The 20,838-nt window shown below is 67.3% G+C and carries 19 protein-coding genes and 1 pseudogene; 9 read left to right on the plus strand and 11 right to left on the minus strand.

The window, feature by feature from the left end; genetic code table 11:
• The first annotated feature begins 55 nt into the window (after positions 1 to 55).
• Positions 56 to 1,369, plus strand: a complete 1,314-nt coding sequence (locus MKK62_RS24135) for a glycosyltransferase 87 family protein (protein ID WP_240263374.1) — start codon at positions 56 to 58, stop codon at positions 1,367 to 1,369.
• A 17-nt stretch (positions 1,370 to 1,386) separates the two neighbouring features.
• Here the strand turns inward: MKK62_RS24135 and MKK62_RS24140 are convergent, their stop codons facing one another.
• A complete protein-coding gene (locus tag MKK62_RS24140; RefSeq protein WP_286670873.1) occupies positions 1,387 to 2,739 on the minus strand; it encodes an alpha/beta hydrolase family protein in 1,353 nt (450 codons plus the stop codon).
• 111 nt (positions 2,740 to 2,850) lie between these two features.
• Here MKK62_RS24140 and MKK62_RS24145 point away from each other — a divergent pair, with 111 nt between their 5' ends.
• Together MKK62_RS24145 and MKK62_RS24150 are read left to right on the plus strand one after the other, a co-directional pair.
• Complete coding sequence (locus MKK62_RS24145) at positions 2,851 to 3,759, plus strand: fumarylacetoacetate hydrolase family protein (RefSeq protein ID WP_240263373.1); 909 nt, start codon at positions 2,851 to 2,853, stop codon at positions 3,757 to 3,759.
• Complete coding sequence (locus tag MKK62_RS24150) at positions 3,756 to 4,460, plus strand: TetR/AcrR family transcriptional regulator (RefSeq protein WP_240263372.1); 705 nt, start codon at positions 3,756 to 3,758, stop codon at positions 4,458 to 4,460. The genes MKK62_RS24145 and MKK62_RS24150 overlap by 4 nt, the downstream gene beginning before the upstream one ends.
• Here the strand turns inward: MKK62_RS24150 and MKK62_RS24155 are convergent.
• The 5 genes from MKK62_RS24155 to MKK62_RS24175 all read right to left on the minus strand — a co-directional run bounded on the left by MKK62_RS24155 (position 4,457) and on the right by MKK62_RS24175 (position 7,908).
• Positions 4,457 to 5,188, minus strand: coding sequence for a lysophospholipid acyltransferase family protein (locus tag MKK62_RS24155; RefSeq protein ID WP_240263371.1), 732 nt, complete (start codon positions 5,186 to 5,188; stop codon positions 4,457 to 4,459). The genes MKK62_RS24150 and MKK62_RS24155 overlap by 4 nt on opposite strands.
• A 133-nt stretch (positions 5,189 to 5,321) precedes the next feature.
• Positions 5,322 to 5,705 carry a hypothetical protein gene (locus MKK62_RS24160; RefSeq protein WP_240263370.1) on the minus strand — a complete coding sequence of 128 codons (384 nt, stop codon included), beginning with the start codon at positions 5,703 to 5,705 and terminating at the stop codon, positions 5,322 to 5,324.
• Positions 5,693 to 6,952 (minus strand): ArsA family ATPase, encoded by a 1,260-nt coding sequence (locus MKK62_RS24165; RefSeq protein ID WP_240263369.1) that lies wholly within the window; start codon positions 6,950 to 6,952, stop codon positions 5,693 to 5,695. The genes MKK62_RS24160 and MKK62_RS24165 overlap by 13 nt, the downstream gene beginning before the upstream one ends.
• Before the next feature lie 6 nt (positions 6,953 to 6,958).
• A complete protein-coding gene (locus tag MKK62_RS24170; RefSeq protein WP_240263368.1) occupies positions 6,959 to 7,396 on the minus strand; it encodes an SRPBCC family protein in 438 nt (145 codons plus the stop codon).
• 113 nt (positions 7,397 to 7,509) lie between these two features.
• Positions 7,510 to 7,908, minus strand: a complete 399-nt coding sequence (locus tag MKK62_RS24175) for a polyketide cyclase / dehydrase and lipid transport (protein ID WP_240263367.1) — start codon at positions 7,906 to 7,908, stop codon at positions 7,510 to 7,512.
• 109 nt (positions 7,909 to 8,017) lie between these two features.
• Between MKK62_RS24175 and MKK62_RS24180 the strand changes: the two genes are divergently transcribed.
• A complete protein-coding gene (locus MKK62_RS24180; protein WP_240263366.1) occupies positions 8,018 to 9,820 on the plus strand; it encodes an AMP-dependent synthetase/ligase in 1,803 nt (600 codons plus the stop codon).
• On the opposite strand, the gene MKK62_RS24185 is transcribed toward MKK62_RS24180, so the two are convergent.
• The 4 genes from MKK62_RS24185 to MKK62_RS24200 all read right to left on the minus strand — a co-directional run bounded on the left by MKK62_RS24185 (position 9,817) and on the right by MKK62_RS24200 (position 13,262).
• Positions 9,817 to 10,953 carry a glycosyltransferase family 4 protein gene (locus tag MKK62_RS24185; protein WP_240263365.1) on the minus strand — a complete coding sequence of 379 codons (1,137 nt, stop codon included), beginning with the start codon at positions 10,951 to 10,953 and terminating at the stop codon, positions 9,817 to 9,819. The genes MKK62_RS24180 and MKK62_RS24185 overlap by 4 nt on opposite strands.
• 9 nt (positions 10,954 to 10,962) lie before the next feature.
• Positions 10,963 to 11,751 carry a hypothetical protein gene (locus tag MKK62_RS24190; protein ID WP_434084991.1) on the minus strand — a complete coding sequence of 263 codons (789 nt, stop codon included), beginning with the start codon at positions 11,749 to 11,751 and terminating at the stop codon, positions 10,963 to 10,965.
• Positions 11,752 to 11,782: 31 nt separating this feature from the next.
• The gene (gene ripC, locus MKK62_RS24195; RefSeq protein WP_240263364.1) at positions 11,783 to 12,910 is read right to left on the minus strand and encodes a peptidoglycan hydrolase RipC; all 1,128 of its coding nucleotides are present in this window, start codon (positions 12,908 to 12,910) and stop codon (positions 11,783 to 11,785) included.
• Between the two features lie 121 nt (positions 12,911 to 13,031).
• On the minus strand, positions 13,032 to 13,262 hold the full coding sequence (locus MKK62_RS24200) for a hypothetical protein (protein WP_240263363.1): 231 nt from the start codon (positions 13,260 to 13,262) through the stop codon (positions 13,032 to 13,034).
• Positions 13,263 to 13,477: 215 nt separating this feature from the next.
• Here MKK62_RS24200 and MKK62_RS24205 point away from each other — a divergent pair.
• Positions 13,478 to 15,238 (plus strand): annotated as a pseudogene (locus MKK62_RS24205) (DEDD exonuclease domain-containing protein); the annotation flags it as partial.
• Here MKK62_RS24205 and trpD read toward each other — a convergent pair.
• A complete protein-coding gene (gene trpD / locus MKK62_RS24210) occupies positions 15,176 to 16,192 on the minus strand; it encodes an anthranilate phosphoribosyltransferase (RefSeq protein ID WP_240263956.1) in 1,017 nt (338 codons plus the stop codon). The pseudogene MKK62_RS24205 and the gene trpD overlap by 63 nt on opposite strands.
• Before the next feature lie 203 nt (positions 16,193 to 16,395).
• Here trpD and ctaE point away from each other — a divergent pair, with 203 nt between their 5' ends.
• The 4 genes from ctaE to qcrB are packed head-to-tail and all read left to right on the plus strand — an operon-like array spanning position 16,396 to position 20,745.
• A complete protein-coding gene (gene ctaE / locus MKK62_RS24215) occupies positions 16,396 to 17,007 on the plus strand; it encodes an aa3-type cytochrome oxidase subunit III (protein WP_240263362.1) in 612 nt (203 codons plus the stop codon).
• Between the two features lie 29 nt (positions 17,008 to 17,036).
• Positions 17,037 to 17,870, plus strand: a complete 834-nt coding sequence (gene qcrC, locus MKK62_RS24220) for a cytochrome bc1 complex diheme cytochrome c subunit (protein WP_240263955.1) — start codon at positions 17,037 to 17,039, stop codon at positions 17,868 to 17,870.
• Positions 17,867 to 19,045, plus strand: coding sequence for a cytochrome bc1 complex Rieske iron-sulfur subunit (gene qcrA / locus MKK62_RS24225; protein ID WP_240263361.1), 1,179 nt, complete (start codon positions 17,867 to 17,869; stop codon positions 19,043 to 19,045). Before qcrC ends, qcrA begins: the two co-directional genes overlap by 4 nt.
• Entirely contained in the window at positions 19,042 to 20,745 is a 1,704-nt protein-coding gene (qcrB, locus tag MKK62_RS24230; RefSeq protein WP_240263360.1) for a cytochrome bc1 complex cytochrome b subunit, read from the plus strand. The genes qcrA and qcrB overlap by 4 nt, the downstream gene beginning before the upstream one ends.
• Positions 20,746 to 20,838: the final 93 nt, after the last annotated feature.

Genomic DNA, 20,838 nt, shown 5'->3' on the forward strand with positions numbered 1-20,838 from the left:
GATAACCGTCCGCGACACCTGTTGGGCCGCCAGCACCGATAGGCTGTCCCCCGACATGACTAGATGGCGCTCGCCCGATGCGGGCAGTTCGGGCGGGCGGGAAGCCGGCGCGCAGCCGAGCAATTGGCGGAAAGCGTGCTGGCTGCTGCTTCAGTTGCCTGCGCTGGCAGCGCTGGGCTACGCCGCCTGGCGGGTCCTCGGCAGCACGGTCTACCGGATCGACATCGACGTCTACCGCATGGGCGGTCAGGCCTGGTTGAACGGCCATCCGCTGTACAGCCCCGACGTCAAGTTCCACACCCCGATCGGGCTGAATTTGCCGTTCACCTATCCCCCGCTGGCCGCGGTCATCTTCGCCCCATTCGCGTGGCTCGGCATGCCGGCCGCCAGCGTCACGATCACCGCGATCACGCTGGTGCTGCTGTTGGTCTCGACGATGATCGTGCTGACCCGTCTCGAGGTCTGGACCGCCAGCCGGGTGGTGCCGGGTCCGGCGTGGTTGCGCCGCTGGTGGCTGACCGCGCTGATCGTGGCGTGGGCGACGCTGTACTGGGAGCCGATTCAGGCGAACTTCGCCTTCGGACAGATCAACGTGGTGCTGATGACCCTGGTGATTGCCGAATGTGTACCCAGGCACACCCCGTGGCCGCGTGGTGTGCTGCTGGGGCTGGGCATCGCGCTGAAGCTCACACCGGCGGTGTTCCTGCTGTACTTCCTGCTGAACCGGGACCGCCGCGCAGTGATCACCTCGTTGGCCTCCGTAGTGGCCACGATCGCGGCCGGGTTTGCGTTGGCGTGGCAGGACTCGTGGGAGTACTGGACCCACACCGTCCGCAACACCGATCGGATCGGATCGGCCAGTCTGAACACCAACCAGAACATCGCCGGCACGCTAGCTCGGCTCGGACTCGACGACCATCAGCGATTCGCGCCCTGGGTGGTGGCCTGTTTCCTGGTGCTGGGCCTGACAGTCTGGGCGGCGCGCAGGGCCCTGTCTGCCGGTGAGTCGGTGCTGGCGGTGGTCTGCATCGCCCTGTTCGGCCTGGCCGTGTCGCCGGTGTCCTGGTCGCACCACTGGGTCTGGATGCTCGAAGCGGTGATCGTCACGACGGTGGTGGCCTGGCGGCGGCGCAGCCTGGCGTTGGCCGTGGTCAGCGCCGCCGGGGTGGCGGCGATGGTATGGACGCCGATCGATCTGATGCCCAAGCACCACGAGGTCGGCATCGCGTGGTGGCGGCAGCTGGTCGGGGTGTCGTATCTGTGGTGGGCGTTGGCCACGCTCGTCGCCACCGGAGCCACCGTCACTGTCAGAACCACTGCCGCTACGGCGCCGAGGGCATCCAGCGCTCCCGCGCCGGTATCCGCCTGACCTGCGAGCCGGCCTGGTTACGTCGCCGCGGGCGTGAGGTGCTCCAGAAGCCAGCGCTGCGAATAGTCCAGCCACTCGCGGTAGTGGCCCATCGCGCAGTGATCGTCGTCGGGATACAGAAGCAGGGTGGCGTTCCCAGCGGCGTCGGCGAGGTCGCTGCTGTCCTGGCTGCTCATCAGGGTGTCGTTGTCGCCGTTGATGACCAGCAGCGGAATCACGATGTCCGGGTAGCGATCTCGGATCGACAATGCCCGGAGCTTGCGCATCAAGTCGATCGGATGGTTCGCGCCGACGGTCTTGGCCAGGGCGTGCAGGATGATCTGCGGGGTGCCCAGTGCGCCGCCGTGAAAGGACCGGTGGGTGGGCGCACCGCAGGCGATCGCACAGGCCAGCCGGTTGTCGGTGGCGGCTAGGCGCGCGGTCCAGTAGCCGCCGAAGCTGACCCCGACCATGGCGATGCGATCGGCGTCGATCCGCTCGTCGGCGGCGAGGTGGTCGATGACCTGGTGGTAGACCACCTCGGATTCCGGGCTCATCGGATCGGTGTAGGCGTAACTGCCGGGCATCTCCATGACGAACGTCGCCAGGCCCGAATCGCGGTAGCGCAGTTGCGGGATCGCCAGCTCCTGGACGGTGCCCTCAAGACCATTGGTGGTCAACACCACCGGGTGCGGCCCCGCTCCAGGCGGCACGATGAGATAGCCGCGGACGACGTCACCGCCGACCAGTGGGATGTCGACGTGTTCGATGGTGAGTCCCAGCGTGGGCGCCGCCGCCCCGATCAAGCCGTCGAAGAGGTGTGCCGAGCGCCAGTAGGCCTGCATTCGATCCGGGTCATGCCCGGGAAAGGCGCTGACCTGGTAGTAGGTGATCGCCTTGACCCATGCGTCAACCGCCCGGTAGGCCAATATGATGCGGTGACGGTCTCCGGTGGACGCGTGCTCGTCGACCAGCGCGGTGATCGTGCGGGTGTCCGGTTGCGGTCCGTGGTCGGCGAACAGCTCCACTGCGGGCGCGATCAATTCGGTCAGCCCGTCGACGTGCTCGGGACCGATGCCCGGGTCGAGCACATCGGGGACCGCGTCGGACTCGGGGCCGGCCAGGCTGCGGAGCAGGTCGGTGACCTGCCGGGCGTGAGCGTCGGCGATGCGGTTCCAATAGCTGCACCAGCGGTCGCCGCGGAACGACCGGGCCCCGCGAATTTGCGCGGCGAACGCGTCGTGGTCGAGCCCGCCCATGTTGGCGTAGCGCAACACAAACAGAGCGGGCAGGAACGGCGCAGCCCCGGTCCACCGAGCCGCCAGATCACTGCTGCGGGTGACCGCGCACGCCGTCACGAAGAGCTTCTGCGGCAGGGTGGGCGCGGCCATCGGCGTCCTTTCGACGTGGGCAGAAGAATGCGGAACGATTGTTCCGACAGTAGCATCGATCTGCGATAGTCTGGAACGACTGTTCCGCTCCGAGGTGAGGATCGATTCACGATGAAGCTGAGGCGCATACGCACCACCGGTGGTTTGGAGCTGCAGACCCGCGACGCCGACGGCGCCTGGCATCCTGTCGACGACCGCACCCCGCTGGGCGGGCGCATCTTCGACGCCGACTGGGAGTTGGCCCGCGCCGATGAACACCTACGTCACAGCACCGCATTGCTGCCGTTCCAGCCGGCGTCGTTCCGCGATTTCATGCTTTATGAGCAGCACGTCCTGGACGCCAGCCGAGGGCTCGTCCGGCGCTTTCATCCCGGCCAATATCGACTCGTCGAGACCGTTGAGACGATCACCCGGCGCACGTTCCCGCTGCTGAAACCCAGGCCGCTGTTCTACGCCCAGCCCATGTACTACATGTCCAATGCGATGACGTTCGTCCCCTCCGGCACACCGATCGCCCCACCGGCCTACACCAACGCCCTGGATTACGAGCTGGAGATCGGGTTCGTCTTGGCGCGAGGCCTGTTCAACGCCACCCCGGCCGAGGCACTCGACGCCATCGGCGCGTTCGTCGTACTCAACGATTGGAGCGCCCGCGACGTGCAGCGCGCCGAGATGGACAGCGGATTCGGGCCCCAGAAGGCCAAACACTTCGCCAGCTCGATGTCGGAGGTCGCCGTCACGGCCGAGGAGATCCTGCCCGACGTCGACGCGCTTCGGGGCACCGTGACGATCAACGGTGCGACGGTGTCCACCGTGTCCAGCGCCGGCATGCAACACGGACTCGGCGAAGTCCTCGCCCACGCTTCCCGCGGCGAACACCTCCGCCCCGGCGAGCTTTTCGGCACCGGAACGCTTCCCGGCGGCAGCGGCATGGAAACCGGCCACTGGCTCCATCCCGGCGACACCCTGGAGTTGAGCATCGACGGCATCGGCCGCATCGAACACACCGTCGGCTCGTGACCGCTCCCGCCCCGGGCAACCAGCCGCCGCGCTCCACGCGAGCGGTCAACCGCGAGGACCGTCGGGACCGGCTGCTCAACAGTGCCGAAGAACTCTTCGCCGACCGCGGCTACTTCGGGGTCAGCGTCCGCGACATCACCGACCACGCCGGCACCCGCCTGGCCTCTATCAGTGAGCAATTCGGCGGAAAGGAAGGGCTCTTCCGCGCAGTGCTGCTGCGCCGCATCCAGCCGCTCAACGACGACCGGCGAGCCCGGCTGGCGGCGCTACCCGTTCGCGGCACGCGGACCCAGCGCCTGCGCGCGATCATCGACGCGTTCGCCGAACCCATGCGGCAACGAGCCCGTAACCCCGGCTGGGACAACTACTTTCGCTTCATTGCCCAACTCGCCAACTCCGGACACCCGATCAGACGATTCATCGCCGACGAGTACAACGTCATGGCCGCCGACTTCATCGCCCACCTGCACGCTCTGTTCCCGGCCGCCACCGACGCGGCGATCCACGACGCCTACCTGCATCTAGTCGCGGCCAGCCTGCACACCTACTCCAACAACCTGCGCCTGGACAGCCTCACCGAAGGCCGCATGCACACTTATGACATCGACGAACGCCACCACGCGCTGGTGCGCTTCGCCGAAGGCGGAATCATCGCGCTGGCGACAGACACCGCACCCAGACGGCCCCCAACCGAGTTCTAGCCGGCCGCCGTCTCAGGAATCCGAGACGGCGCGGCTTTTCCCGGCGGCTCCGAGCCGTCGCCGTTCTTCAGTGTGGCGGCGTAGATGTCGACGTATTCCTGTCCGGAAAGCCCCATCAGTTCGTAGATCACCTCGTCGATGACCGCGCGCTCGATGAAGCGGTTGCCGGCCAGGCCGTCGAACCGGGAGAAGTCCATGGGTTTGCCGAACCGCACGGTGACCTTGCCGAACCGGAGCATCGACGTCCCGGGCGGGTTGACCTTGTTGGTGCCGATCATCGCGACCGGGATCACCGGGACGCCGGTTTCCAGCGCCAGCCGAGCAAGGCCGGTTTTGCCTTTGTAGAGACGGCCGTCGGGTGACCGGGTGCCCTCGGGGTACATACCGAGCAACTTGCCCTCACCCAGCACCCGCTTGGCGGTGTCGAGGGCTGCCTGCGCCGCGTCGGCGCTACTGCGGTCGATCGGCACCTGGCCGACGGCGGTGAAGAACCACCGGCTCCACCAGCCCTTGAATCCGGTGCCGGTGAAGTATTCCGACTTGGCCAGGAAGGTGATCCGGCGGCGCACCACCAGCGGCAGGTAGAAGCTGTCCATCACGGCCAGATGATTGCTGGCCAGAATCGCCGGGCCGGACTGCGGGACGTGTTCCAGTCCTTCGATTTTCGGCCGGCCGATCAGCGCGAGCAAAGGGCCGAGGAGGATGTACTTGAAAATCCAGTACGCCATCAGGCCTCCTGCTCAGCCGTGCCAACAGTGTCAGGCCCAAGAGTACCGACCGACTGTGTGTGCGACCACAGGACAGGTGTGACGTGCCGACGCGTCACCGGGCGTCGGCGAATGTGCTAGGCAACTACCGCGATCATTCCTCGACGGTGACGGCGATCGGCTGGTAGCGACTTGTCGGCGGCGGTTCACCGACGGCCGGGTCGGGCCCCGGACCCGTGGATGGCCCGTCCGGGGGTGGCGGCGTCGGCTGGCGAACGGGATCGACAATCGTTCGGACCACCGCCAGCAGCGCGACGCTGTGCTCGGCGATCACGGTGAGCAGCGGATGCTCGTCACCGGTGACGACCGCAGCCAGCGCGCACACCGGGCACCACACCTGCTGACAGGCCCCGGTGCCGGCGCCGTTGCCCGTCGCGCGCGTGGCCGCCAGCCGGATCGCGGGGTCGATCTGGTCGAGAATTCTCTGCGCGAGTTTGCGCAACTCCGGGCCCAGGTCGGGGTGCGTCACTTCGGCCACACCTCCGGATCGGGTCGGAAACGCACCGTCAATTCGCTGCCGCGAAGACGCGCGTCGATAACAATGCATCGCCGCAGAACGGACGCCAGCCGTACCCTGCGCCGCATGGCGCCGACGCCGACGATCAGATCGTCGCCGACGCGTCCTAGGCTCAACGTGCCGGAATCGATCTGCGGCAACTCTAACCGCATCCGGTAAACCGACTGCAGGCCAGAGCCGGATTCGAGATCCACCACCGGACGCAGCGGCCCGGGTGGCGGCGACCCGTCCCGACGGCGCGCGCTGTCCAGCAATTCGGCCAACGCCTTCGCGCCGATCGGCTCACCCGCCAAATGCGGTGTCAGCACCAGCGCCACATCACCGATCGCGGCATCGAGTTCGTCGAGCACGGTGCGCTGCTCGCTGATCCGCTCGGCGTACCAGTCGAACGCCGGGTGCGCGGGCAGGTTGCGATACTCGTACGAATCATCTTGCACCAGAATCTGGTTCACGATGAGTTCTTCGACCCTCACCCCCATCAACGCCAACGAGCCCAGCGTCCGGATCGCCTCGGCCGCCACTACGCGCTCCGGGGTGAGCACCAGGTGGGCGCCCACCCGCGTCCCGTCCGTGAGAAGCGCGCTGAGCTTTTCGACGTTGGCGCTGATGCGTTCCAGCAATTCCACCACCGACGTCGACCGCGCGTCGTCGGCGCCGGTGGAAAGCCTGCGGTGCCGCGGCCAGGCGCGCTCGACGTAGAGCGCGAATGTCGCCGGCAGGGTCAGCATCCGCAGCGCGTCGGCCGTCGAGGCGCAGTCGACCACCAGGTGATCCCACTGCCCGCTTCGGGCCAGTTCGCCGACCTCATGCAGTCCGAGCACTTCCTGAACACCGGGTAGGGCCGAAAGCTCTTCCGGCGCAATGTCACTCAACTCCGATTCGGGAAACCGGCGACTGAGCGTCTCGACCACCGCGCGCCAGTGGGCCTCGAGCAGCGACAAGGTGTCCATCGCGAGCGCATCGAGGGAACCCGTGTCAAGGTCGGCCATCACCCGCGCGGCGTCGCGCTGGCCGTTCGGCGTAACCGGCACGCCGAGTACGTCACCGAGCGAATGCGCCTGATCGGTGGAGACCAGCAGCACGCGCTGACCCGCGCGCGCTTCGTGCACGGCCGTCGCGGCCGCCAGTGTGGACTTTCCTACCCCACCCTTGCCGACGAAAAGACTGATCCGGGCGGCAGCAGGCGCTGCGGAATCACCTACTGTCACCCGGACTCACTCAGCCTCGGCTCGTTTCTTCAAATCCTTCAACGCCGTGTCGGTCAGCCTGCGCTCGGCTTTTCGCTTGAGCAGCCCGATCATCGGGATCGCCAGATCGACGGTGAGCTCATAGGTGACGTCGGTTCCGGATCCCTTGGCCGCCAAACGGTATACGCCATCAAGAGATTTCAGTAACGAGCTGGAAACCAGTGACCAGCTGACCGATTTGCGGTCCTTGGGCCACGTGTAGGACAGCACCAGGGTGTCCTTGAGCACACTGGTGTCGAGCACCAGGCGCGCGACCTTCGGATTGCCGGCGGGGTCGGTTTCGAGGACCTCGGCCTCCTTGTATTCCGACACCCACGTCGGATAGGAGCCGATGTCGGCGATCACGTCCATCACCGTGCTGGGGGCCGCGTCGATGTAGATCGTCTGGGCCGTTTTTTCCGCCACCTGGTTGCTTCCTTCTCCGCACTACGCGGGTTGGGCTGCCGTGCCCGCCGGTATGCCCTGCGTCGTCGGGCCTCAACCGCGCCCACGGCAGAAACGGTACTCCCCGGCGTTGCTCAGGCCTGGTCAAGCACCGGAGAAACCCCCACCGGACGGGAGCTTTCCAGTGTCATCTTCACTTCGAATGCCATCTTCTTGCCGGCTACCCGGCGACGATGGGTCATTTTCGCAAGGTTCAACTTGGCCAACTGCTGCTGCGTCACCCCGGTCGGCTCGGCGTGCAGGAAGTAGTGCAGCAGCGCACCGCCCAGCATTGGCTCGAGCCAGATTTCCATGGTGCCGGTCAGCGGCCCCGTCACGCCCCAGCGAACACCCTGCGGTCCGCGGTCCTCGGTGACCTCGAGGCGCAGGTCGGGCCACCATCGTCGCCAGTTAGACGGATCACCGACGGCCGCGCCGATGCGCGCCGGGTCGGCGGCGACGTACGTCTCGTCGGCAATCTGAACGCTGTGCACGGCCAATAGCTTCACATACGGGGGCGTCGGCCGGGAATCACCCGCACGGCAACGGACTAGGCTGTTCTTCGTTTGTTCGCCGCAAATCATCGAAGCGAGGTCACCAAGAGTGCGCGAGTTAACTGTTCCCGCCGAGTTCACGGTCGGCGAACACGACAATGTCGTGTCCACGGTTTTCGAGCATGAGCGTAACGATCCCGACGCGGTGATTTACCAGCGGTTGGTCGACGGCAGCTGGACCGACGTGACGTGTGCGCAGGCCGCAGCGCAGATCCGGGCTGCTGCACTGGGTTTGATCGCATCCGGGGTACGTCCCGGCGACCGGGTGGCGATCTTCTCCGCCACCCGCTACGAGTGGGCGATCCTCGACCAGGCCATCCTCGCGACCGGGGCAGTCACGGTCCCGATCTACGAGACGTCGTCGGCCGAGCAGGTGCGCTGGGTGTTGAGCGACTCGGCGGCGGTGATCGCGTTTGCCGAGACCGACGAACACGCCAAGATCGTCACCGAACTGACCGGTGAGCTGCCGGAACTGCGGCGAGTGCTGCACATCGACGGGTCCGGGCCCAAGGCGCTCGACCAGCTGCACGAGGAAGGCGCGTCGGTCGACCCGGCGGAGCTCACCGCCCGGGTGGAAGCGCTGCGCAGCGCCGACCCGGCGACGCTGATTTACACCTCGGGCACCACCGGTCGCCCCAAGGGCTGCCAGCTGACCCACGCGAACCTGGTGTACGAGACCCGCGGGACCAAGGAGGTGCTGCCGACGCTGTTGAAGAAGGGCGAGCGGCTGCTGATCTTTTTGCCGCTGGCACACGTCCTGGCTCGCGCGCTGACGCTGTGCGCATTCCACAACAAGGTCGTCGTCGGGTTCACCAGTGACATCAAGAACCTCGTGCCGATGTTCGGGGTGTTCAAGCCGACGGTCGTGGTTTCGGTCCCCCGGGTTTTCGAGAAGGTGTACAACACCGCAGCGCAGAACGCAGCCAGCGACGGTAAGGGCTGGATCTTCGAGGCGGCCGCCCAGACTGCCGTCGAATACAGCGAGGCCTGCGATCGCGGCGGCCCCGGGCTGCTGCTGCGGGCCAAGCACGCATTGTTCGACCGGCTGGTCTATCACAAGCTGCGTGCCGCCCTCGGCGGCGACTGCCATGCGTCCGTGTCCGGAGGCGCGCCGCTGGGCGCGCGGCTCGGCCACTTCTACCGCGGCGTCGGCCTGACCGTCTACGAGGGCTACGGGTTGACCGAGACCAGCGCGGCGATCACCGTCAACCAGGTCAACGCGCTGAAGATCGGCACGGTCGGAAAGTTGGTGCCCGGCAACAGCCTGCGCATCGCCGACGACGGCGAACTGCTGCTGCGCGGCGGCGTGGTGTTCCACGGCTATTGGCACAACGAACAAGCCACCAGCGAATCGTTCGAGGACGGCTGGTTCAAGACCGGCGATCTTGGCGCGGTCGACGACGACGGGTTCTTGACGATCACCGGCCGCAAGAAGGAAATCATCGTCACCGCCGGCGGAAAGAACGTCGCCCCCGCGGTGCTGGAAGACCAGTTGCGGTCGCACCCGTTGATCAGCCAGGCGATGGTGGTCGGTGACGCCAAGCCTTTCATCGGCGCGCTGATCACCATCGACCCGGAGGCGATTGAGGGATGGAAGCAGCGCAACGGCAAGCCCGCGGGCGCGTCGGTCGCCGATCTGGCCAACGACCCCGATCTGCGCGCCGAGGTGGACACCGCCGTCAAACAGGCCAATCTGGCTGTGTCGCATGCGGAGTCGATCCGCAAGTTCCGCATCCTGCCCGTCGACTTCACCGAGGACACCGGGGAGTTGACCCCGACGATGAAGGTGAAGCGCAAGGTCGTCGCCGAGAAGTTCGCCCACGACATCGAGGCGATCTACACCACCGACTAGCCGCGGATCAGGTCGGAGAACCGCGCAGCCAGATCGTCCGAGCGCCACTGCGCGGTGACCCAGCTCCGGCCGGCGGCGCCCATCGCGGCGGCACGGTCCGGGTCGCCCAGCAACTCGCTGATGGCGTCGCCGATCTGTTGCACCGAGGTGCCGTCGACCACCATCCCAGTCTTGTTGTGCTGCACCGTTTCCGGCGCGCCGCCGGAAGAACCGGCAATCACCGGAACGCCGGTGGCCGACGCCTCCAGGAAGACGATGCCGAGGCCTTCGACGTCGAGTCCGGCGCCGCGGGTCCGACACGGCATCGCGAACACGTCGGCCATCGCGTGGTAGGCGGGAAGTTCGGCGAACGGCACACCGCCGGTGAATGTGACGTGCTCGGTGACGCCGCAGCGTTCGGTCAGCCCGCGCAGCGTGTCCAGGTAGGGGCCGCCGCCGACGATCACTAGCGCGGCCCCGTCCACGCGCCGCCTGATCGCGGGCAGCGCGCGGATCAACATGTCCTGACCTTTGCGCGGCACCAGTCGCGACAGGCACAGCGCCGTGGGCCGTTCGCCAAGCCCGAGGCGAGAACGCAACTCGGCACGACTGGCCGGATCGGGCCGGAATCTCTCGGTGTCGATCCCGGGCGGCAGATGCTCCAACCGGGCTCGCGGCCCGAACGCCGAGGCGAAGCGGCCCCGCGTGTAGCGGCTGACGTAGGTGACGACGTCGCTGTGATCACCGATGTGGCGCAGCACCGATCGGGCGCCGGGGAGCATCGACCAACCCACCTCGTGGCCGTGCGTACTGGCCAGCACCCGAGTGGCGCCGGCCTGCCGGGCTCGCTCAGCCAGCAACGCCAGCGGGGCGGCGGCACCGAACCAGACCGTGTCGATGTCGTGCTCGGCGATCAGTCGTCGCATCCGCTTGTCGACGGACGGTACCGGCAGCATCAGCGTCCGGGGATGACGCACGACCCGGTACCCGGCGGTGTGGGCGTCGAATGCGTCGGCGTCCTTCCATTGCGGTGCGTACACCGTCAGCGTGTGCTCCCCCGCGGCGGCCAGCCGGGTGACCAGGTCGACCAGATACGACTGGATTCCGCCGCGGCGGGGCGGAAAGTCGTTGGTTACCAGCAGGACCCGAGACACGTAGGAAGGCTAGCGGGTGAGCCAGCGCCGCCACGCGGCGAGTAACCCTGCCTCGTCGGTGCCCAGGACATCGCCGATAGCGGTGACCAGGTCGGTGTGCCGAACTCCGCACGCGGCCAGGTAGAGCGCACGCAGCGTCGGCGCTCCACGGGTGGCCGCGACGAACAGGGCGAACAGCCAGGCGCGATCGTAGGCCTGCGACCGCAACGGCCCCGGCTCGTTCAGATCGGCGTCGGACGGCAAGGCGGTTGGAGGGGCGATCCGGGGCAACGGCGCGGGTGACCGCGCGACGTAGTCGGCGACGCCCTCGGTGAGCCACCGCGGCGCGTCAAGCGCTGTGTCGGCGCGGGCCGCGTAGTGAAAAAGCTCGTGGGTCAACACGATTCGCAGCGCGCGCTCGTTCATGCCCGCTGCGCCCGGCGCGAAAACGATCCGCTGCCCCAGCGCGATTCGGTGCGGCGGATCGACGCGATCGGCGACAGCGATCGCGGCAATGTCGGCCCATTGCGCGCTGGGCCCACCGCCGGCCAGCGCCCCGAATTGAAGCTGGCTGCCCGCCGCGGTCACGTCGATGTCGTGCGGCCAGTCTCGACCCCAGAACGCATCCACGTCGTGGATCGCCGGGGCGATGTCTGTTGCAATCCGCGTCAACAGCGCGGCCTGTGCCGGTCCTCCGCTGTTGGTCATCCGCAGGGTGCGGTCACCGACCTCGATCCGCTGTGGGGTGGCGACGGTCGGCGACGGGCCGCCGCGGGGCTCGGCCACGACGGCGCCCACGATCGCCTCGACGACGAGCACGCAGGCCAGTAACCGGCGCGCCCGCCTTCGATCAGTAGCGGCGAGCGTCGTAGATCGGGCCGGAGGAGTTCATCGGAACCACCCTTACCGGGACCCCGTAGGTGGACGAGTGGATCATCAGGCCGTCGCCGATATAGAGGCCCGCGTGCGACGCGTCCGAATAGAAGGTCAGCACGTCACCGGGCTGCAGATCGGACAGTGCGACGGGCTGTCCGCCGTGCGCGAGCGCCTGGCTCGAGTGCGGCAGCGCAATGCCGGCCTGCTGGAACGCCCACATGACCAGGCCCGAACAGTCGAATCCTCCCGGTGCGGCGCCACCCCACGAGTAGGGGTCGCCGACCCTGGTCAACGCGGCCTGGACGGCGATCGCGCCCTGGCCGGAGCCGGGACCGGCGCCCGGTCCGCCCGGCTGTCCGATGCCCGGCGGCAACGCCTCCGGCGCCGGCGCGGCGGCGCCGGCGGTCACAGCTGGCGGCGGAGGCGGCCCTGGCGCGGCGAGTTCGGTGCGCTCGTGGGGGGTCAGCGCGAGGTATTGAGACTTGACGATGCCAATCTGCAGCTGCAGACGGCTCTGCTTGGACTGAAGGTTGGCGCGCACCGAGGCGGCCTGCTCGGCCGCTTTCTTGGCGTCGTCGGCCGACTTGGCCGATTCCTGCTCGGCCTTGGCGGCCTCTTCGCGGGTGGCGCGGTAGTTGGCCATCTGTTGCAGCATCGCGGTGGAGATCACCCGGGAGACGGCCAGCTTGCCGATCAGCTGCTGGGGCGACTCGGCGGTCATGATCGCATTCATGCCGTCGGTGCGGCCGCCCATGTACATCGCGGCGGCAAACTTGTCGACGCCGGCCTGGAAGGTTGCCAGCTTCGACTTCGCGGCCTCGGCCGCGGTGACGTCGTCGTTGTGCTTCTTGTCGGCAGCCTGTTGGGCGGCCAGCTTGTTGTTCAGGTCGAGCTGCGCGCTGTGCATCGCTTCGGTGGTCTGCTCGGCCTGCCGTGACAGCTCGTTGAGCTTTGCCATCGCGTCGTTGGCCGGATCAGCCAGCACATCGCTGGCGGCCACTCCGGAGAGAGCGACGAATCCGGCTAGCGCTCCAACTGCCAAGCGCTGAGCGACGCGCAAAGAAACGCGATCACCTTGAAGCCTTTTTCGCAAACCTTGCATCCTTAAAACCCGTCGGCCCCATGGCCGGATCTGGTCTAGGTCTCAGATAGGTTACGAAACGGCTTCGAGGTTGTCCAACTCTGGATTGTTAAGAAAACAGCAAGATTTCAGGCTAACGGCGTTAGGCAACGCCTGGTCGACGGCGATGAATCGGCACCAGCCGTAGTCGCGGAGCCATCCCCGCGTCGGCAAGCACTTCGAGTGCCGCACGCTCGTCCTCCAGCAAAGTTTCCGGTACCCCGAGTATCACGCTGACGACGCAATCTCGACATCCCGGGCCGCGGACCGCGCAGTCGTCGCAGTCGATGACCACCGGTTCCGGCGTTCGTTCCGGCTCCCTGTTGAGCGCCATCTGGCTGCTCCTTTCCGTCGTGTCGATCGGTCTTGCACCAGACGCTAACGGTGGCCACCGACAAGTTTTGCCGCCGCGGATCCCGCTCGACGCTGCCGCCGGCGCGACGCGCCGCGACAGAGCCGGGCCGTGTCGGTGTTACTGATTAATGTCGCCCCATGGCCGCGCCCGCTGCCGAGCAGCTGAGTCTCCCCGAGCTGGACGAGGCGACCGAAATGTCGCTCCGGGAAACCACTTTCGTGGTTGTCGACCTAGAGACCACCGGCGGCCGGATGACGGGCGGCGACGGCAAACCCGCGGACGCCATCACCGAGATCGGCGCGGTGAAGGTGCGCGGTGGGGTGGTGCTCGGCGAATTCGCGACGCTGGTGGACCCGCAACGCAGTATTCCGCCGCAGATCGTCCAGCTCACCGGGATCACCACCGCGATGGTGTGCGATGCCCCCAGGATCGCGGCGGTCTTGCCGATGTTCCTGGAGTTTGCCCGCGGAGCGGTGCTGGTCGCCCACAATGCCAGGTTTGACATGGGCTTTCTGCGTGCCGCCGCCGATCAATGCGGTATTCGCTGGACCCGGCCGCAGACGCTGTGCACGGTCCAGTTGGCCCGCCGGGTACTCAGCCGCGAAGAGGCGCCCAGCGTGCGGTTGGCGGCGCTGGCCAAGCTGTTCGCCGTCGCCAACGAGCCGACCCACCGGGCCCTCGACGACGCCCGCGCCACCGTCGAGGTGCTGCACGCGCTGATCGAGCGGGTCGGCAACCAGGGCATCCACAGCTTCGCCGCGCTGCGGTCTTATCTCCCCCACGTGTCTCCGGCGCAACGCCGCAAGAGAGTGCTCGCCGAAGGCCTGCCGCGGCGGCCCGGGGTCTACCTGTTCCACGGCCCGGCCGACGAGGTGCTGTACGTGGGTACGGCAATTGACTTGCGGCGCAGGGTAACCCAGTACTTCAACGGCTCGGATCAGCGCACTCGGATGAAAGAGATGGTCGCGCTGGCCACCAAGGTGGAGCACGTCGAATGTGCGCATGCACTCGAAGCCGGTGTGCGGGAGTTGCGGTTGCTGAGCGCGCACGCCCCGCCGTACAACCGCCGGTCGAAATTCCCGCAGCGCTGGTGGTGGCTCGTGCTGACCGACGAAGCCTTTCCCCGATTCTCGGTCGTCCGGACACCACGCCACGACCGCGCCGTCGGTCCGTTTCGATCCCGAGCCGACGCCGTCGACACCGCTGACCTGCTGGCCCGCTTCACCGGAATCCGCACCTGCACCAAGCGGCTGGCCCGCACGGCACTACACGGTCCGACCTGCCCACACCTGGAGGTTTCGCCGTGCCCGGCAGACCGCGACGTCACCGCGACGCACTACGCCCAGGCAGCCCGCGCAGCCGCGGCGCTGATCGACGGCCTGGACAACGCGGCGCTGAGGGCCGCCGCCCAGCGGATTGCCGATCTGGCGGTACGGCAGCGCTACGAAAGCGCGGCGCGGTTGCGCGACCATACGGTCGCCGCCGTGGAGGTGCTGTGGCGCGGCCAGCGTCTGCGCGCGCTAGCCGCGCTGCCGGAGTTGGTCGCCGCGGCCCCGGACGGGGCGGGCGGCTGGCAGCTTGCCGTCGTCCGGCACGGCCAGCTCGCGGCTGCGGGGCTCGCCCGCCGCGGCGTTCCGCCGATGCCCGTCGTCGAGGCGGTCGGGGCCGCGGCCCAGGTGATCCTGCCGGAGCCTGCGCCGCTCGGCGGCGCGCTGGTCGAGGAGACGGCGCTGATCGCGCGCTGGCTCGCGGCCCCCGGGGTTCGCATCGTGCGGACGAGCGGCGAGCAGGGCTGGTGTTCGCCGCTTCGGTCGGCCGGCCCGTGGGCGCGGTGGGCGGCGGCGGCACGCTCGGCCCGCGTGGCCGCCGAACAGGCCGTCACCAGCCGCGACTCAGAGCTGTTGACCGAACCGCACCCAACGCGCGAGCAGGTGTTCGGCCGCACCGCTGTCGATCGCCTCGGCGGCGCGGCCCAATCCGTCTTCCCACGCCGGCAACCACTCGGCGCGGCTGGATAGCCCGGCATGGGCCACGATCGCACCCGCCGCGTTGAGCACGACCGCGTCGCGCACCGGCCCTTTGGTGCCGGCCAGCACCGAGCGGGCTTCGTCGGCGTTGGCGGCGGCATCCCCGCCCATCAGCTCGTCGAGTTCGGCGCGCGCAAACCCGAAGCCCGCGGGATCGAAGGTCAGCTTGTCCACCGTCCCGGCCTGCACCCGCCAGATGGTGCTGGTCGTGGTCGTCGTCAGCTCGTCGAGGCCGTCGTCGCCGTGCACGACCAGCACGCTGGACTGGCGTGCGGCGAACACTCCCGCCATCACCTCGGCCAGGTCGGCGAACGCGCAGCCGATCAGCCCGGCTCGCGGCCGGCCCGGATTGGTAAGCGGCCCAAGCAGATTGAAGACGGTCGGCACACCAATCTCGCGCCGGACGGTCGAGGCGTGCCGGTAGGAGGGGTGAAACTGCGGGGCAAAGCAGAAGCCGATTCCCACCTCGGCGACGCTGCGCGCGACGTCGTCGGGACTCAGGTCGATGCGCACGCCGAGCGCTTCGAGCGTGTCGGCCCCACCGGCCAGTGACGACGCCGCGCGGTTGCCGTGCTTGACCACCGGCACACCGCTGGCCGCCACCACGATCGCCGCCATCGTGGACAGGTTGACCGTGTTGACGCCGTCACCACCGGTGCCCACCACGTCGACGGTGTCGGGGCCGATCCGCTCGGTCGGGAGTCGCCGACCGTGCTGCAGCATCACCTCGGCCAGCTCGGACACTTCCGCGGAAGTCGGCTTTTTCATCGTCATGGCCACGGCGAACGCGGCGAGCTGAGCCGGCGACGCCGAGCCGGCCATGACCTGTTCCATCGCCCAGGCGGCCTGACCGCGCGCTAGATCACGGCCCGCGGTCAACATCTCCAGGACGTGCGGCCACGTCAGCGAGCGCTCAGAGGGCCCAGATGACGATGCCGGCACACCCGAAATCGTCCCACGGCGTGGGCGCTGCGCCGGCAGCCAGGGTTGAGCCCGGCGTGGGCAGCCAGAAGGATGTGAATATCACGCGCCAAATTGCCGCCCCGGGTAGAAGCCGACAACTACAAAGCGTCATACTTGCGGATGTGACGAGTGCGGTAGGGACCTCGGGTACAGCAATCACGGCGCGAGTTCATTCGCTCAACCGCCCGAACATGGTCAGTGTTGGCACCATAGTGTGGCTTTCCAGCGAGTTGATGTTCTTTGCTGGGCTGTTCGCCTTCTACTTCACGGCCCGGGCGCAGGCGGCCGGCGACTGGCCGCCGCACCCGACCGAGTTGAACCTGTACCAGGCCGTGCCGGTCACGCTGGTGCTGATCGCGTCGTCATTCACCTGCCAAATGGGTGTGTTCGCGGCCGAGCGTGGTGACGTGTTCGGGCTGCGCCGCTGGTATTTGCTCACGTTCGGGATGGGACTGTTCTTCGTCCTCGGGCAGGGCTACGAGTACCACCACCTGATGAGCCACGGGACCACCATCCCGGGCAGCGCGTACGGCAGCGTGTTCTACCTCGCCACCGGATTCCACGGGCTGCACGTCATCGGCGGATTGATTGCCTTCATCTTCCTGTTGGCTCGCACCACGATGAGCAAGTTCACGCCCGCGCAGGCCACCGCGTCGATCGTCGTCTCCTACTACTGGCACTTCGTCGACATCGTCTGGATCGCGCTGTTCGCCACGATCTATTTCATCCGATGACCAGCAGGCTCGAGAACAGGAGTGCTCGGTTGAAGAAACTGGGGTTGAACCGATCGCTGAGTGACCGGGCACGCCGCCGCCTGCGTCGCCGGTTGTCGGCTGGACTGCTGCTGGTGCTGGCCCTGGTGGTGGCCGGCGGCCTTGCCGCCGTCCTGACGCCCAGCCCCCAGGTCGCCGTCGCCGACGAGTCGTCCTCGGCGCTGCTGCGCAACGGCAAGCAGCTCTTCGACACCTCGTGCGTGACCTGCCACGGCGCCAACCTGCAGGGTGTGGCCGAGCGCGGACCCAGCCTGATCGGCGTCGGCGAGGCCGCCGTCTACTTCCAGGTGTCCAGCGGACGGATGCCCGCGATGCGCGGCGAGGCCCAGGCCGAGCGTAAAGAGCCCATCTTCGACGAGTCACAGATCGACGCGATCGGCGCCTACGTGCAAGCCAACGGCGGTGGGCCCACCGTGGAGCGCAATGCCGACGGCAGCATCGCGATGAGCTCGCTGCGCGGCAACGACTTGGGCCGCGGCGGAGACCTGTTCCGGCTCAACTGCGCGTCCTGCCACAACTTCACCGGTAAGGGCGGCGCGCTGTCCTCCGGCAAGTTCGCGCCTCCGCTCGAGCCGGCCAACGAGCAGCAGATCCTTGCCGCGATGCGGACCGGGCCGCAGAACATGCCGAAATTTTCGGACCGTCAGCTCTCCTTCGACGCCAAGAAGGACATCATCGCCTACGTGAAGAACGCCACCGAGACTCGCAGCCAGGGCGGTAATGGCCTGGGCGGCTTCGGGCCGGCGCCAGAAGGCATGGCGGCGTGGATTATCGGCATGGTCGCCCTCATCGGCGGCGCGTTGTGGATCGGGGCACGGTCATGAGCGACGAACACACAGGCACGCAGCCCACCGAAGACGAGCTGAATGCGATGTCCAAAGAGGACCTCGTTCGGCTCGGAGGCCGCCTCGACGGCGTCGAGACCGTCTTCAAGGAGCCGCGCTGGCCGGTCGAGGGCACCAAAGCCGAGAAGCGTGCCGAGCGGCAGGTGGCCATCTGGCTCCTGCTCGGCGGTTTGCTGGGACTCGCCCTGCTGCTGGTGTTCCTGTTCTGGCCGTGGGAGTACCAGCCCGAGGGCTCGTCGGGCAACCTGGTGTATTCGCTGGCGACTCCCCTGTACGGCCTGACCTTCGGCGGGTCGGTGCTGTGCATCGCGATCGGCGCCGTGCTTTTCCAGAAAAAGTTCATCCCGGAAGAGATTTCGATCCAGGATCGTCACTACGGCGGCTCCGGGTCGGACGAGATCGACCGTAAGACGGTCGCCGCCAACCTGGACGACGCGTTCCAAGGGACGACGCTGCGCCGCCGCAAATTGATCGGGTTGTCCCTCGGCGCAAGCCTGGGCGCATTCGGTTTGGGCACCCTGGTGGCGTTTGCCGGCGGTCTGATCAAAAACCCGTGGAAGCCGGTCGTGGAGACCGCCGACGGCAAGAAGGCCGTGCTGTGGACCTCGGGTTGGACCCCCCGCTATCACGGCGAGACGATTTACCTCGCGAGGGCCACCGGCGAGACCTCAGGTGCGCCGTTCGTCAAAATCCGCCCCGAGGACATCGACGCCGGTGGCATGGAGACGGTGTTCCCGTGGCGCGAGTCCGACGGGGACGGCACCACCGTCGAGTCCCACGAGAAGCTGACCCTGATCTTGTCCGCTGTCCGCAACCCGGTGATGTTGATCCGCATCAAGTCCGCCGACTTGCCGAAGGTGGTCAAACGCAAGGGCCAGGAAAGCTTCAACTTCGGGGAGCTGTTCGCCTACACCAAGGTGTGCTCGCACCTCGGTTGTCCCGCATCGCTGTACGAGCAGCAGGATTACCGCATCCTGTGCCCGTGCCATCAGTCGCAGTTCGACGCCCTGCACTACGCGAAGCCGATTTTCGGCCCGGCCGCGCGCGCCTTGGCTCAGCTGCCGATCACGATCGACGCCGACGGTTACCTTGTAGCTAACGGTGACTTCATCGAACCTGTCGGTCCGGCATTTTGGGAGCGCACAACAACATGAGTCCAAAACTGAGTCCCCCCAGCATCGGTGAGGTCATGGCCCACCAGGGCAACGCCGTCGACTCGCGTTACCACCTCGCGGCGGCGACCCGCCGCCAGCTCAACAAGGTCTTTCCGACTCACTGGTCGTTCCTCCTCGGTGAGATCGCCATGTACAGCTTCGTGGTGCTGCTGCTCACGGGCGTGTATTTGACCCTGTTCTTCGATCCGTCGATGCAGGACGTCACCTACAACGGCGTGTACCAGCCGTTGCGCGGTGTCGAGATGTCCAAGGCGTTCGCGTCGGCCCTCGATATCAGCTTCGAGGTGCGCGGCGGGTTGTTCGTCCGCCAGGTCCACCACTGGGCCGCGCTGCTGTTCGCGGCCTCGATCATGGTCCACCTCGCGCGAATCTTCTTCACCGGCGCCTTCCGCCGGCCCCGCGAAGCCAACTGGGTGATCGGCTCGCTGCTGCTGATCCTGGCCATGTTCGAGGGCTACTTCGGTTACTCGTTGCCTGACGACCTGCTGTCCGGTATCGGCCTGCGTGCGGCGCTGTCCTCGATCACCTTGGGTATGCCGGTGGTGGGCACGTGGCTGCACTGGGCGCTGTTCGGTGGCGACTTCCCTTGCGGCGGAGCCGGTAACGACTGCGCGACAGGCGGCTACATCGTCCCCAGGATGTACGGCCTGCACATTCTGCTATTGCCGGGCATCATCCTGGCGCTGATCGGCCTGCACTTGGCGTTCGTGTGGTTCCAGAAGCACACCCAGTTCCCCGGGCCGGGCCGCACCGAGAACAACGTCGTCGGCGTCCGCGTCATGCCGGTCTTCGCGGTCAAGTCCGGCGCGTTCTTCGCGTTCACCACTGGCATCCTCGGCCTGATGGGTGGGCTGTTGCAGATCAACCCGATCTGGAACTTGGGCCCCTACAAGCCATCTCAGGTCTCGGCGGGTTCACAACCGGACTTCTACATGATGTGGCCGGACGGGCTGGCCCGACTCTGGCCGGCGTGGGAGTTCTACTTCTTCCACCACACCGTTCCCGCGACGGTGGCAGTCGGAACGCTGATGCTGGTGGTTTTCGCACTGTTGATCGTCTATCCCTTCCTGGAGAAGCGATTCAGCGGCGACACCGCCCACCACAACCTGCTCCAGCGCCCGCGCGACGTGCCGGTGCGCACGTCGATCGGCGCGATGGCGATCGCTTTCTACATGGTGCTGACGCTGTCGTCGATCAACGACATCATCGCGTTGAAGTTCGACATCTCGCTGAACGCGACGACGTGGATCGGCCGCATCGGCATGGTGGTGTTGCCGCCGCTGGTCTACTTCGTCACCTACCGGTGGTGCATTGCGCTGCAGCGCAGCGACCGGGCGATTCTCGAGCACGGGATCGAGACCGGCATCATCAAGCGCCTGCCGCACGGTGCCTACATCGAACTGCACCAACCGCTGGGTCCGGTCGACGACCACGGCCACCCGATCCCGCTCGAATACCAGGGCGCGCCGGTGCCGGTGAAGATGAACAAGCTCGGCTCCGGTGGCTCCCCTGGCTCAGGCAGTTTCCTCTATGCCGACCCAGCCTCCGAGGACGCCGCTCTGAACGAGGCTCACCACGCCGCCGCTGCCCGGGCGCTCACCGCGCTGCGGGAACACCAGGGTGGCAGCAACGGCAACGGCTCCTCGAACGGCCACGGCTCGACGAACGGTCACCACTAGTAACGAACGCTGAGTCGATCCCCGCTTTGGCAACGAAGCGGGGATCGACTCGTTTATGGCGTAGGTCGCAGCTGACTACGTGTGCCCGGGTTC

Origin of the sequence: Mycobacterium paraterrae, from assembly GCF_022430545.2 — a bacterium.
Lineage (GTDB): Bacteria > Actinomycetota > Actinomycetes > Mycobacteriales > Mycobacteriaceae > Mycobacterium > Mycobacterium paraterrae.

Coding starts and splice junctions, on each gene's coding strand:
- MKK62_RS24145 (WP_240263373.1), top strand. CDS start 2,851: ATGAAGCTGAGGCGCATACGCACCACCGGTGGTTTGGAGCTGCAGACC.
- MKK62_RS24140 (WP_286670873.1), bottom strand. CDS start 2,739: ATGGCCGCGCCCACCCTGCCGCAGAAGCTCTTCGTGACGGCGTGCGCG.
- MKK62_RS24155 (WP_240263371.1), bottom strand. CDS start 5,188: ATGGCGTACTGGATTTTCAAGTACATCCTCCTCGGCCCTTTGCTCGCG.
- trpD (WP_240263956.1), bottom strand. CDS start 16,192: ATGTTGACCGCGGGCCGTGATCTAGCGCGCGGTCAGGCCGCCTGGGCG.
- MKK62_RS24135 (WP_240263374.1), top strand. CDS start 56: ATGACTAGATGGCGCTCGCCCGATGCGGGCAGTTCGGGCGGGCGGGAA.
- qcrA (WP_240263361.1), top strand. CDS start 17,867: ATGAGCGACGAACACACAGGCACGCAGCCCACCGAAGACGAGCTGAAT.
- qcrB (WP_240263360.1), top strand. CDS start 19,042: ATGAGTCCAAAACTGAGTCCCCCCAGCATCGGTGAGGTCATGGCCCAC.
- ripC (WP_240263364.1), bottom strand. CDS start 12,910: ATGCAAGGTTTGCGAAAAAGGCTTCAAGGTGATCGCGTTTCTTTGCGC.
- MKK62_RS24200 (WP_240263363.1), bottom strand. CDS start 13,262: ATGGCGCTCAACAGGGAGCCGGAACGAACGCCGGAACCGGTGGTCATC.